Source organism: Chryseobacterium sp. BGARF1 (assembly GCF_001677955.1).
GTDB lineage: Bacteria > Bacteroidota > Bacteroidia > Flavobacteriales > Weeksellaceae > Chryseobacterium.
Genome location: NZ_LELA01000055.1, coordinates 1 through 13,386, shown reverse-complemented (window position 1 = coordinate 13,386; position 13,386 = coordinate 1). Strand labels below are relative to the sequence as shown.

10 protein-coding genes are annotated in these 13,386 nt (G+C 33.3%); 4 read left to right on the top strand and 6 right to left on the bottom strand.

Annotated features, from left to right (window positions below; genetic code table 11):
• The first annotated feature begins 32 nt into the window (after positions 1-32).
• Together AB671_RS10315 and AB671_RS10310 are read left to right on the top strand one after the other, a co-directional pair.
• Positions 33-1,313 carry a dicarboxylate/amino acid:cation symporter gene (locus tag AB671_RS10315; RefSeq protein ID WP_066677295.1) on the top strand — a complete coding sequence of 427 codons (1,281 nt, stop codon included), beginning with the start codon at positions 33-35 and terminating at the stop codon, positions 1,311-1,313.
• Positions 1,314-1,324: 11 nt separating this feature from the next.
• A complete protein-coding gene (locus AB671_RS10310) occupies positions 1,325-1,792 on the top strand; it encodes a VOC family protein (RefSeq protein WP_228390913.1) in 468 nt (155 codons plus the stop codon).
• Between the two features lie 152 nt (positions 1,793-1,944).
• Here AB671_RS10310 and AB671_RS10305 read toward each other — a convergent pair whose 3' ends face one another.
• From AB671_RS10305 to gyrB, 5 genes are all read right to left on the bottom strand, one after another.
• Positions 1,945-2,835: a diacylglycerol/lipid kinase family protein gene (locus AB671_RS10305; protein WP_410492658.1), complete on the bottom strand. Its 891-nt coding sequence runs from the start codon at positions 2,833-2,835 to the stop codon at positions 1,945-1,947.
• A gap of 5 nt (positions 2,836-2,840) precedes the next feature.
• On the bottom strand, positions 2,841-3,665 hold the full coding sequence (locus tag AB671_RS10300; RefSeq protein WP_066677296.1) for a DUF3298 and DUF4163 domain-containing protein: 825 nt from the start codon (positions 3,663-3,665) through the stop codon (positions 2,841-2,843).
• Between the two features lie 75 nt (positions 3,666-3,740).
• The gene (locus AB671_RS10295) at positions 3,741-5,678 is read right to left on the bottom strand and encodes a transglutaminase domain-containing protein (RefSeq protein ID WP_066677298.1); all 1,938 of its coding nucleotides are present in this window, start codon (positions 5,676-5,678) and stop codon (positions 3,741-3,743) included.
• Complete coding sequence (locus AB671_RS10290) at positions 5,679-7,574, bottom strand: DUF3857 domain-containing protein (protein WP_066677300.1); 1,896 nt, start codon at positions 7,572-7,574, stop codon at positions 5,679-5,681.
• A gap of 141 nt (positions 7,575-7,715) precedes the next feature.
• Entirely contained in the window at positions 7,716-9,650 is a 1,935-nt protein-coding gene (gene gyrB, locus AB671_RS10285; RefSeq protein WP_066677302.1) for a DNA topoisomerase (ATP-hydrolyzing) subunit B, read from the bottom strand.
• Between the two features lie 233 nt (positions 9,651-9,883).
• Here gyrB and AB671_RS10280 point away from each other — a divergent pair, with 233 nt between their 5' ends.
• Together AB671_RS10280 and AB671_RS10275 are read left to right on the top strand one after the other, a co-directional pair.
• Positions 9,884-11,227, top strand: a complete 1,344-nt coding sequence (locus AB671_RS10280) for a cytochrome ubiquinol oxidase subunit I (protein WP_066677303.1) — start codon at positions 9,884-9,886, stop codon at positions 11,225-11,227.
• Positions 11,224-12,231: a cytochrome d ubiquinol oxidase subunit II gene (locus tag AB671_RS10275; protein ID WP_066677304.1), complete on the top strand. Its 1,008-nt coding sequence runs from the start codon at positions 11,224-11,226 to the stop codon at positions 12,229-12,231. The genes AB671_RS10280 and AB671_RS10275 overlap by 4 nt, the downstream gene beginning before the upstream one ends.
• Positions 12,232-12,400: 169 nt before the next feature.
• Here AB671_RS10275 and AB671_RS10270 read toward each other — a convergent pair whose 3' ends face one another.
• Positions 12,401-13,219, bottom strand: coding sequence for an OmpA family protein (locus AB671_RS10270; protein ID WP_066677306.1), 819 nt, complete (start codon positions 13,217-13,219; stop codon positions 12,401-12,403).
• Positions 13,220-13,386: the final 167 nt, after the last annotated feature.

Below are 13,386 nucleotides of genomic sequence, written 5' to 3'. Positions count from 1 at the left end.
TTTTCGTTCTTAAAAAAGTAAACTCATCTCTTTTGAAAGCAAAAAAATTCTATCAGCAACTCTATTTTCAGGTAATTGTTGCCATTACTTTAGGAATTCTCTTAGGAAATTTCTACCCCGAATTAGGCGAAAAAATGAAACCTCTAGGTGATGGATTCATCAAATTGGTTAAAATGATCATTGCCCCGGTCATTTTCATTACGCTTACTTTAGGTATTGCTCACATGACAGACCTGAAAAAGGTAGGTCGTATTGCCATAAAAGCAATGCTTTATTTTTTCACCTTCTCAACATTAGCATTGATAATCGGTTTAATTGTAGGAAATATTATTCAACCCGGAGCAGGTTTAAACATTGATCCAGCAAGTTTATCAGGCGATGTTTCGCAATATCAACAAAAAGCACACGACACGACGCTCACTGGATTTATCATGAATATTATTCCGGAAACACTATTCAGCCCGTTGATTGGAGACAATATTCTTCAGGTACTTTTGGTGGCTATTTTAATGGGAATTGCTTTGGTTTTAACGAAAGAAAAAAGCGGGAAAGTCACAGAATTTTTACAGATTTTAGCTGCTCCTATTTTTAAAATCGTTCATATGCTGATGAAACTAGCGCCAATCGGAGCTTTCGGAGCAATGGCTTTTACGATTGGAAAATATGGTTTGGCTTCCGTTTTAAATTTAATTTTTCTTGTAGGAACTTTCTACATCACTTCTATCCTATTTGTTGTTTTGATTTTGGGAGCCGTAGCTTGGTACAATGGTTTTAATATTTTTAAACTGATGTACTACCTAAAAGAAGAACTTCTGTTGGTTTTAGGAACAAGCTCTTCAGAATCTGCACTTCCCGGAATTATGGAAAAGATGGAAAAAGCAGGCTGCTCCAGAGCGATTGTAGGTTTGGTAGTTCCTACCGGATATTCTTTTAATCTTGACGGCACCAATATTTATATGACGCTCGCCTCATTATTTATTGCACAGGCTTTAAATATTGACCTTTCCATTGAAAAGCAACTGATGCTTCTTTTGGTGGCAATGCTGAGTTCTAAAGGAGCTGCAGGTGTTACAGGAGCGGGTTTTGTAACTTTAGCAGCAACTTTAGCCGTTGTTCCAGAAATTCCAATTGCTGGAATGACTTTGATTTTAGGGATTGACAAGTTTATGAGTGAATGTCGTGCTTTAACGAATGTCATCGGAAATTCTGTAGCAACCGTAGTTGTAGCCAATTGGGAAAAGCAATTAGATAAAAAACAGCTTCAATATTGCCTGGAAAACCCGAATGAAATCGAGAAAAAACTGGAAGTTTAAAGATTGTTTTAATGAAAATTTTAGCAAAATTCATAATATTATTTATTGCAGGAATTTGTTTAGCCTGCAACGAACAAAATAATAACAAAAAGATGAATGGAAATAATCCGGTAGTATATTTTGAAATTCCTGTTACCAATATTGAACGGGCGGAAAAATTTTACACGAATGTTTTTAATTTTAAATTTGAGAAAGAAATTATCGACGATTATGAAATGATGCTTTTTCCTTTTGAAGAAAACCAAAGCGGAATTTCCGGGGCTTTGGCAAAAGGAGACGTTTATAAACCAACTAAAGATGGAGTGATTATTTATTTTAAAACCAAAAATATTGATTCTACATTAAAAAAAGTTTTAGAAAACAAAGGAAAAATTCTTTATCCAAAAACGATTAATGAGAAACATGGTTTTGCGGTTGCCGAATTTGAAGACAGTGAAGGAAATCGAATTGCCCTACACGAAACAATTAGTAATAGGTAATAAAATTAAGTTTTTTTAATCTATATGATTAAGACCATAAAAATATAAGCTATAAGTACTTACCTTTAAATACATTATTATCGTAATGATAATTTTTTCATCATTTGTGTTTTAGCCTTCTTTACGGAAGGCTTTTTTATTTCACAATGATTTTAGATTAAAATATTCAGGCTTGAAGGCTGAACTTTCACATGAATTGGGGATTTTATTTTATTGTATTCCCCATCAAGATGCCAGTTTTTGGTATTGACTTTAAATTCGATTTCTGAAACCGGAAGATAAGTGATATAATCGTCTTGTTTTAACTTTTTAGTAAACATTCTGAAGGCAAAAAGTGGTGAATAGGTCAGTGGGAATTTTTTCACTAAAACCATATCTACCAAACCATCACTTTTACTCGCCATAGGAGCAATATAAGCGTTGTTGCCAAACTGACGGGTGTTTGCAATATTAACCATCAAATATTTCCCGTTGTACTGCTGGTAATTTTCGTCAAAAAACTTCAGTTTAATGGGTTTATAATTGAAGAAAGTTTTTAAAGAAACTTTGATGTAGTTTTTAAATCCGCGGTTTGTTTTTTCAAATTCTTTAACGACCTTTCCGTCAAAACCTGTTCCTGAAACATTGATTGAAAGTCTGTCATTTACCGTAAAAGTATCTATTTTACGAGATTTTTTTGCTTTTAATTTATCTAATAATTCATCTAAATTTTTGCTGAATTGTGTTTCATTAGAAAAACCATTTCCCGATCCTGCAGGAAAAATAGCTAATACTTTTTCGGTATTAATGAGTTGTTTCGCGACCGTAGAGATCGTTCCGTCGCCTCCGATGGCAACAAAAAAATCAACCTCATCGAAGTGTGTTTTGATAAAATCATCAGTTCCTAAAATAGACTCGGAAATATAATACAGAGGATCCTGTACCTTATTTTTAAGTTCGTTCAGAAAAGGCTGATAATTTTTCTTTGCCGAAAAAGGATTGATGATAAAAGCTACTCTTTCCATTGCCACAAAAGTAAAAAATGCTTCCTGATTTGGAAGCATTAATATTAGTTAATTTTCATTCTCTTTTTAAATTCCGGATCAATTGTTCCGTCGAGCTCTTTCCAAGAGACAGGAATTACAATATCTCCGGCTGCAAAAGCTGCAATTTCATAAGGACTGTAGTGAAAATATAAATTCTTTTCATCAAAATAAAAATCTTTGTTTGCCGGAATTACATCCACCAAAAGCATATCTGAATTTTTAACCGGACCATCAGTATCGGTGGTTCCGCTCGGAAGTTTATCAATATTATTCATTAAAAGCTCTTCCAGTTTTGCTTTAGGTATTGTGGTGATATCTTTTAAATCTAATTTTTTTTTGTTTTTTAAATCGAAAACTCTTGTATCGAAAGAATAATTACCATGCGCTCCACCCTGGTAAGAAGTATGTAAGTATTCGATCTGAAGAAAATCATCGTTTTGTGAGATCAGTTTCATAAACGAGCCAGCTTCCCAGTTTTGCGGATTCTGAATATCGGAGATCCATTCTTTACTGTCTTCTTTTACCGATGAAACAAACTCAGCTTTATCTTTATTTAAAAAATTTTGTAATCCTTGTTTTGAGTAATCAGTAATTCCTGTTTTATCGTAATAAATACTGTCTAAAAGGGCTTTATCTTTTAAAGTAGGGAACACCAATACTTTTGAAGCATAATTTACAGACAATTTATCGGTGATCTTCAAAGAATCATTTACTTTAAGAGAATCTATTGTAAATTTTTCAGGACTTTTATTCTCAGTTTTTGTATCAACTTTATCTGATCCTGTTTTTTTGCAGGCAGTCAAAAGAAAAGTTATTGAGAACAAGATCAATACAGCTTTATTTTTCATAATAATTATTTTTCGACTAGAATGCAAAAACCATTCACAAAATGAATGGTTTTAAAAATTAGTATAAACAATCGTTTATTTTTTGATCAAACTCATGACCTGACTTTCAGAATCTGAAATCGTTTTCCAGATCTTTTTGAATGCAGGATAATATTCTTTCGGATAATTTGCACTTGCAATATTATATTCTGAAATTGTTATGATCCTGTTATCTTTTTTCTCTACAGTGTAAGAATAGCTAATTTCTTTATCTTCAGTAACGATTTTTTTACTTTTTGGTAGATCGGCTACTTCATATCCCTCAGGAATTTCTATTTCTACAACCTTAGTTTTACTTATTGGCGAAATAAAATCGATCATATATCTTCTTTCATCCTGCTGATCAAAATCATTTTTGGTCTGATGCAGAAATAAAAGAGGGTTCAGGATCATTTTCTTACCTAAATTATCGATCATGTTGTTTGAGGAGAAACTCATAGTAGAGCGAAACTCCCCCCCATCCAAAGTTCTAGAATTAATATTGGCAAAATCTACTGAAAAGTTTTCTTTATATTGTTTTTTATATTTATCTGGATTTTCATCAAAACTTTCTTTTGCATTCATCGCCATCATCCCTTCATCCTGATCTTGATAAACACCAGAAACGGTACCATCGGTATTTATTTTTGCTTTGGTTGTGTGGCTATTATGGCTTACTTCAATGTTATTAAGCGAAATAAGTTCTGCTTTGCCATCTTTCACAAAAAGTCCATTGTCATTCCATACTCGTGATGGTAAAAGATTAGGCTGTGACTGCTTCGACGTTGCATCAAAAAGATAGACTTTTTTGTTGATCTCGGCTCCTACGATCACATAATTAAAATTACCTAAGTTTGGAAATGTTAAATTTACGTTTCCATTTCTTACAGTAGAAATAAGAATAGGATATGCGTTAATGTTTGCGCTTCTGAACATTGCCGTCAACATCAAATTAAGGTCAGCATCATTTCCTGTCTTATTTTTGATAAGATCTCTGATCCCGTTTTCTGCATAGATACCATTATTCTGATTCCATGTAAAGTTGGTCTTTACGTGATCTAAAATTTTATTCGTTTTAGAGAGATCATCTTTTTCATCAAGAATTCCTGCAGGGATCAATTCTTTTACCAATCTATCTTTTTTGTATTGCGATCCAAAATCCTCATGGTCCCATAATTTTTTTCTGATATCTTCCCAAGTAGAAGTATACATTTTAAGATTATTGCCAAAATAGGTTGAATGTAGCTCTGCTCTTATTTTCGTTCTGTAATTATCATTATTTTTCACATACTTTTCAGTCTTAAAACCTTTTAGATTGTCGTAGCCGAATCTATACGTTTTATGTTGTGATCCATACATATCGTCTTCTTTCATGATCTTATATTTAGGAAATAAACTTCCTGTAAAATCGACACTGTAAGACATTTGTATTGGTGTATCAAAAACATATTCAGTATAAACCGAAGGAGTATCTAACTCTATATAAATTAATGGAATTTCATATGCAAACGGTGACAAAACTTCATAATGATACTCTATAATAGAGCCATTTTTTATAGTAGGAAAAGCATATTTACTAACGGTTATATATTTATTTTCTTTGGATTTAAATTTTGAGCTTTTGTCAACTTTAGTTTCGATTACATTATCTCCTTCAAGGTTGTATACCAAAGCTTTCATTTTGGTTAAGACTTCACGATCTCCGGAATTGTTCTCATAAAGAGAAATCTCCAAATTGTGCCAATCCTCAGATTTGTCTTTTTCGTAAATTTTCACACGGTAAGTATATTCTTTTATAAGATTTCCACTGCTATTATCTATACGATAATGTATAGAGCGATACAAGATTTCGGCAGGAGCTTTCGAATCAATTGCTGATTTTTCTTTTTTAAGATCATCTTTATTGAATTTAGGCATCTTTAAGAACTTTTGATCCTGTGCAAAAAGAGCTGTACTTATACAAAATACAGAAAATACGGTTATTATATTTCTCATTTATGATTTTTTTGAAATTAAAATTTTAGAGTTATCAGCATTCATTACTTTTTTTCTGAAACTTACATAGTCATTGTATTTATCCTTAAGATGAAGTCCTTTTTTCATTTGGAAAAACCTCTTTACAATAAGTTTATCGTCTTTTTTTTCAAAAGAAATTTTATAAGTACCAAATTCTGAATTTACATTTCCGTTTTCCGGCATTTCTTCAATAATATATCCTGCAGGAAGCTTATAAACTATCTCATATTCGTCTTCATAAGAAAAGCGATTTTCAAAAGGAAGATCTCTACTTTCATCCTTATGATAAATTGCATTCGTGTAAATAGGAACTGCTCTGAAAATATAGCTAGAACCTACCATTTTTGAATAATTAATAGCTTTAAAATTAAGATCAAAATCGATTATTGCTAAATCTCTGTTATTATTAAAACCAGACATTTCTACTTTCTCGAAATCTAATGTAGAAAGTTTATTCTTTATTGTATTATTTTTTTCAGTCTGTCCTAATCCCCCAAATACTAAATTAAAATCATATTGATTCCCTGTATAGGTAAACTTGCCATTTCCCGTAATTGTTTTATCAGGATGCAGTTGAATATTTAAGATTTGTTTTTCTTTACTTTGTTGCGAAGAATAGCTTGGAGTTTCCATGATCTCAATTCCGTCAGGTTTTACAGCCAAAACATTTCTATCAGTTGTACTGAAGCTTAAATGATTATAAGCCATGTCCTGAGATGTATTTTCCAGCCAAATATCCCCTTTCTCTGTTGGAATAACCAATATCACATGGTTTCCTCCCATTTTTGGAAAATCAGCATCAAAGCTTATCGGCGAAGAATTAGAGTTAATAATTGCATAGTAAGATTTTATCCCCGCTTCATCAAGCAGTGTTTTCATATAATTGGTAAGACCTTTACAGTCTCCGTACCCCTTTTTCTGAACTTCATCCGGCATCATAGGCTGCCAGCCCCCAATTCCTAAAGCCACGAAAACATATCGTGTTTTACTTTGCATATACTGATAAATTTTCTTTACTTTCTCTTCCGTAGATCCAAAAAGATCAAGCGCAGCAATTTCAGATTTTATTTGCGGAGTAGAAACCGAAACAGGTGTCAAAAGATTGTTATAATACCATAACCCGAAGTCTTTCCAGGTAGTGATATTTCCTTTTTTTCCAACTAAATTAAATTGATCCAAAGAAAAAATTACTTTTGGAGCTATTTTTTTAGGACTTGGAACCATATCTTCCTGATCCATAGCCGGAACATTTTCGTAAGTATATAATTTTCCACCGTCTTGATCTAAAACTTTTACAGAAGCAAATCCGAATGGTGAATCATACGTCTTAGATCGTAAATTGATCCCCGATTTATTGATAATTTTAAAACTACTTTTCTGTAAAGAAATATTAAAATCATTGTAAGGTGTAAAATCAGGAATAAAGACCGTATTCTGGTCTTTTTGGTCGTAGCTAAACTCAATGGTATAAGGATAGTTTGTAGGAGTGTAAGACAAGTACATCATTCTGTTATCAGAATAAAATGAGCCTTGAGAATTGGCAGCAACGTCTGTAAAATCACTCTTAGAATAGCTTTTTATTTTTGCACCCTTCTCATCATACACTGTTACTTTGATATTCGAAACCGAATTTCCTTTTTCATAATATATTTTTGGAAGCGAAAAGCCAACCGCATCTTTATTGATTACTGTAATAGCTGAAGAGTTTCGATAAACAATTTCGTCAATTTTATTAATTTCCAAAATCGTGCTTTCGTTTCGGATGACAGCACTTGCATTTTTCTTTAATACATCGCTGATTTCAGATACCGGATAATTCTGTGCGTAATAAATAGATGCTAAGGAAAAAGCACCTAAACAAAGAAATTTCATCATCGTTATTATTTTCCGCAAAAATATAAAAAATCTTAAGAAAATGTTAAAATAAAATCATGAATATGAGAATTATTAAATTTTAATAACAAAAAAAAGACTCCATATAAAATGGAGCCTTTGAAATATTATTTAAAAAGATGATTAAACATCGATTTTAGCATATTTTGCATTTTTCTCGATAAATTCTCTTCTCGGCGGTACCTCATCTCCCATCAACATTGAGAATACATTATCTGCTTCTACTGCATTGTCAATCGTAACCTGCTTTAGAATTCTATGTTCCGGGTTTAGAGTCGTTTCCCAAAGTTGCTCCGGGTTCATTTCCCCAAGACCTTTATAACGCTGAACTTCTACTCCTTTTCCGTCCGGAGACATTTGTAAAGTTATCTCTTCACGCTCTTTTTCGTTGTAAGCATATATTTTTTTGTTCCCTTTCTTTAATAAATATAAAGGAGGTTGTGCAATATAAATATATCCGTTTTCAATCATTTCTTTCATGAATCTAAAGAAGAAAGTAAGAATCAAAGTAGAAATGTGAGAACCGTCAATATCAGCATCGGTCATAATTACTACTTTATGGTATCTTAACTTCGCCATATTTAAGGCTTTGCTATCTTCTTCAGTTCCTACAGAAACTCCAAGAGCCGTATAAATATTTTTAATTTCTTCGTTATCGTACACTTTATGAAGCATTGATTTCTCAACATTCAAAATCTTACCTCTTAACGGAAGAATAGCCTGGAAGTGTCTGTCTCTACCCTGTTTTGCAGTTCCACCTGCCGAGTCTCCCTCGACTAAGAATAATTCAGATTCTGCCGGGTCTTTTGATGAACAGTCAGATAATTTCCCCGGAAGACCAGAACCTCCCATCGGAGATTTTCTCTGAACCATTTCACGAGCTTTCTTTGCAGCCTGTCTTGCTTTTGCAGCTAAAACAACTTTCTGTACAATAAGTTTTGCTTCGTTAGGATTTTCCTCAAGGAAATTAGTAAGCATTTCACCTACAATTTTATCAACAGCTCCTGAAACTTCAGAGTTACCCAATTTAGTTTTTGTCTGTCCTTCAAACTGAGGCTCCATAACTTTTACAGAAACTACAGCCGTTAAACCTTCACGGAAGTCATCCCCCGTAATTTCTACTTTTTCTTTAGCTGGAATTCCTAAATCATCAGCATATTTTTTAAGCGTTCTCGTCAAAGCACGTCTAAAACCAGCTAAGTGAGTTCCTCCTTCATGTGTATTGATATTATTAACATAAGAGTGAAGATTTTCACTGAATGAAGTATTGTAACGCATTGCTACTTCAATAGGAATATTTTCTCTTTCACCTTCCATGAAAATAACATTCTCCATGATTGACTCACGGTTTCCGTCGATGAATTCAACGAATTCCTTCAAACCACCTTCAGAATGGAAAACTTCAACAGCAAATGACCCGTCTTCATTTTCTTCTCTTTCGTCTATAAGAGTAATAGTGATTCCTTTATTTAGGAAAGATAATTCTCTTAATCTTGCAGCAAGAGTATCATAGTTATACACTAATTCCTGGAAAATAGTTCCGTCTGGCTGGAAGAAAACTTCAGTTCCTCTTTCGTCAGTGGTACCAATTTCAGCAACATCGGCTAAAGCTTTTCCTTCAGAATATTTTTGTTGATATAATTTACCGTCACGGCTTACTGTTGCAATCAATAAAGTAGAAAGTGCATTCACACAAGAAACCCCCACACCGTGAAGACCACCAGAAACTTTGTAAGAATCTTTATCAAATTTTCCACCCGCTCCAATTTTGGTCATTACAACCTCTAAAGCCGATTTTTGTTCTTTTTCGTGAAAATCTACAGGAATACCTCTACCATTATCTTTTACAGAGATACTTTCACCTTTGTGTATTGTAACTAATATCGTATCACAATGACCTGCAAGAGCTTCGTCAATAGAGTTATCTACCACTTCATAAACCAAATGATGAAGACCTCTTGTTCCTACATCTCCAATGTACATAGATGGTCTTAGTCGAACGTGCTCCATCCCTTCTAAGGCTTGGATACTACTAGCTGTATATTGTTTTTGACTCATATAAATTTAAATATCTTTGCTTAATACAAAGACCTACAAATATCGTGATTTTTTTCGACTTATGAAAGTAATTCCCATCATAAAGTATCAGAATTTATCCTAAAAAATCAAGCTTGTTTTAAAGAAAAAAAACAATAAAGTTACAATCCAGATTTGAATTGATTGTAATGTTTTAAATCATATAAAGTTACCGTGATTTTATCCGTAACTTTAAACTTGAAAAATTAAATTTTATGGATGATTTTATTGCTGCACGCGCCCAAATGGCGCTTTCTTTAGGTTTTCATATCATCTTCGCCTGTGTTGGAATGGTTATGCCTTTTTTAATGGCATTTGCCCATTGGAAGTACCTCAAAACCGGAAACGAAATTTATAAAGGGCTTACCAAAGCGTGGAGCAAAGGAGTTGCTATTCTTTTTGCTACCGGTGCGGTTTCCGGAACGATGCTTTCGTTTGAACTAGGGTTACTCTGGCCAGGTTTTATGAAACACGCCGGACCTATTTTCGGAATGCCGTTTTCTCTTGAAGGAACAGCATTTTTTATTGAAGCGATTGCCATTGGCTTTTTTCTTTACGGTTGGGATAAATTCAACAAATGGTTTCACTGGTTTTGCGGATTTTTGGTGGGCTTAAGCGGTTTAGCTTCAGGAATTTTAGTAGTTGCGGCAAATGCATGGATGAATTCACCAACCGGATTTGATTATATTAATGGACAATACCTCAATATAGACCCTATAAAAGCAATGTTTAATGACGCTTGGTTTCCGCAAGCACTGCACATGACGGTTGCCGCTTTTTGTGCAACAGGATTTGCGGTTGCGGGAGTTCATGCCTTTTTAATTATGCGAAAGAAAAATGTGGAGTTTCATACTAAAGCATTTAGAATTGCTGCTGCTTTCGCAATGATTGGAGCTTTCGGTGCACCTTTAAGTGGCGATGTTGCCGCAAAATCTGTTGCCGAAAGACAGCCTATAAAATTAGCCGCAATGGAAGCTCATTTTGAAACTGAAAAAGGAGCAGCTTTCGTAATAGGCGGAATTCCAGATGAAGAAAAAGGAGAAATTAAATATGCTATAAAAATCCCAAAAGTTTTAAGCTTTTTGGTGAGTAATGATTTTAATGCTGAAGTAAAAGGTCTGAATGATTTCCCGAGAGATGAATGGCCACCTGTTGCGGTTGTACATTATGCTTTTCAGATTATGATTTTCTTTGGTGTTGTGATGATTTGTATTGGAAGTCTGTATCTTTATGCTTTCTTTTTCAAAAAAGATTGGTTGAATAAAAACTGGCTTTTAAAAATATTTCTTTTTGCCACGCCTTTCGGATATATTGCTTTGGAAGCAGGTTGGACAGTCACAGAAGTCGGCAGACAACCCTGGATTATTTATGGAATAATGAAAACCGTTGATGCTGTTACACCGATGCCGGGAATTCAATATTCATTTTATTTTTTCACAGCAATTTTTATTTCATTGTCATTAATTATTATATTTCTTTTGAGAAGACAGATACAAATGGTTCCCAAACTTTACGATCCTACAGACCCTCAGTTTAATTCTAAAAACAAAAAATCATGATCTACGTTGTAATTGGTTTTCTATGGCTCTCCGTATGTCTTTATGTGATTTTGGGTGGCGCAGATTTCGGAGCCGGAATCGTAGAATTGATGACCAAAAAGAAAAACAGAAAGTACACCGAAAAAATAATGTACGAGTCGATTGCTCCTGTTTGGGAAGCCAATCACATGTGGCTCATCATTGCCATTGTTATTTTATTTGTAGGATTTCCTGAAATATACACTACGCTATCTACTTATCTTCATATTCCTTTAGTATTAATGCTTGTCGGAATTATTGCAAGGGGAACAGCATTTACGTTTAGACATTACGATGCGGTAGAAGACCGATGGCAGATCATTTATACGCAGATTTTCTATTATGCAAGTTTGTTAACACCTTTTTTCTTGGGTTTAATAGCGGCTGCAACCGTTTCACAATCGATAAACCCTGATGCAAATAACTTTTTAGATTTATATGTTTTCAGCTGGCTCAATTGGTTCGGCGTTGCGGTGGGATTGTTTACCGTTTCACTTTGTGCCTATTTAGCGTCTATTTTTTCTTTACGGGAAACCAGCGATAGATTAGAATTAGAATTAATGATTCACAAATCACATCAAACAATGATTTTTGTAGTTATTACGGGATTATTGGTGTTTTTAGCAGCCTATCTTTCTGGTATTCCTTTAACAAAATGGATTTTCTCAAAATATCTTGGAGTGATGTCTATTAGTTTTGCAACCGTTGCTTTAGGTTTAATTTTAAGAGCGATGCATAAGAAAAAATTACTTCCAGTAAGAGCTTTGGCTGGATTTCAGATTATTATGATTTTAGTTGCAGCAACTTATCAGCACAACCCTGATATTATTTTATTAGGAAACGGGCAGCATCTTTCATTATTAGAACATGTTGCTTCACCAAAAACCATTTCCGCTTTAGGATGGGCTTTGTTATTGGGTTCCCTATTTATTTTACCTTTTTTATTTTATCTGATGTTTTCATTTTCAAAAGCATCAAAAAAATAATTTAAACATGTTTTTATTTTACCGCAAAAGCATTAAAAGATTTTAGCATATTATTAGCTTTTCAAAAGCTGAAAAAATAGGAGATAAAATATTTTGTAACCTTTTAAATTTCTATTCTTTCAATCATTTCTTTTGATGCTTTTGTGGTAAAAAATAGATAATCAGAATATTACCTCTTAATTAAAACCAACTCGACTCTCCTATTCTTTATTTTATCCAATTCCGTTTCTTCGGGATATGCGACAGGATTGAGATGACCGAGACCTTTTGCAGTAATTCTGCTGGAATCAATTCCATTTTTCAATAGAAATTCTTTGATTGCATTGGCTCTGGTAAAAGAAAGATTGAATGTTTTTAAATCTAAATCTTCACCATCAAAATTTTCATAATCACAGCAAATATGTCCCTGCAATTCGATTTCTAATGTAGGATTTTCTTTTAATTTTTTTAAAAGTTTTACAATCTCAGATTGTCCTTTCGGAAGCCAAACATGACGACCTCCAACAAAATTGACATTCGGAAGCGCAAAAGTATCTTTTACTTTCATCTGAGAAATTTCCGTACTTAAAAAACTTGGCAAAGCATTTTTTGAAATTTTCTCTCTCGAAACAAAAGTTTTTTCAATAAAAATATCAACCCTTCGGTTTTTTCCACGCAGTTCGTCGGTACTGTTGTCATTGATTTGTTTTTCTTCACCCAAACCAACAACACTGATGAGTTGTATATTTTCTGAAATTTTATCCTGAAGATAATTACGAACTGTATTTGCACGGTTTTCCGAAAGTTTACTATTATATTCATTCGTTCCAGAAGGATCGCAGTTTCCAAAAATTTTGAATTTTAGCCTGGTTTTTAATTGTGCTAAACTATCCAGTTTTTGTTTAGATACAGGATTTAGCTCGTAAGAATTGTGTGCAAAATAAACAGAAATCATCATTTGCGCATTCAATCCTGTTGAAATTAAAAAGAACAAAACAAAGTATTTCATCGGTTTTGAGTTTTCTTTACAACGGAAAAATGTTTAATTATTGTTTCATAAAATAAAAAATTCCTGAAAGTATTTCAAGAACTAAGAGCCTGTTTAAAAAATGAATAATAAAAAAGAGTATGGGCTAAAAACTGGCTAAAAATTGTCATTTTAGAGTTGCAAAACAA

Excerpts from the sequence above, each read along its gene's own strand:
- AB671_RS10310 (WP_228390913.1), top strand. The coding sequence starts at position 1,325 with ATGAAAATTTTAGCAAAATTCATAATATTATTTATTGCAGGAATTTGT.
- AB671_RS10305 (WP_410492658.1), bottom strand. The coding sequence starts at position 2,835 with ATGCTTCCAAATCAGGAAGCATTTTTTACTTTTGTGGCAATGGAAAGA.
- AB671_RS10300 (WP_066677296.1), bottom strand. The coding sequence starts at position 3,665 with ATGAAAAATAAAGCTGTATTGATCTTGTTCTCAATAACTTTTCTTTTG.
- AB671_RS10295 (WP_066677298.1), bottom strand. The coding sequence starts at position 5,678 with ATGAGAAATATAATAACCGTATTTTCTGTATTTTGTATAAGTACAGCT.
- AB671_RS10290 (WP_066677300.1), bottom strand. The coding sequence starts at position 7,574 with ATGATGAAATTTCTTTGTTTAGGTGCTTTTTCCTTAGCATCTATTTAT.
- gyrB (WP_066677302.1), bottom strand. The coding sequence starts at position 9,650 with ATGAGTCAAAAACAATATACAGCTAGTAGTATCCAAGCCTTAGAAGGG.
- AB671_RS10280 (WP_066677303.1), top strand. The coding sequence starts at position 9,884 with ATGGATGATTTTATTGCTGCACGCGCCCAAATGGCGCTTTCTTTAGGT.
- AB671_RS10275 (WP_066677304.1), top strand. The coding sequence starts at position 11,224 with ATGATCTACGTTGTAATTGGTTTTCTATGGCTCTCCGTATGTCTTTAT.
- AB671_RS10270 (WP_066677306.1), bottom strand. The coding sequence starts at position 13,219 with ATGAAATACTTTGTTTTGTTCTTTTTAATTTCAACAGGATTGAATGCG.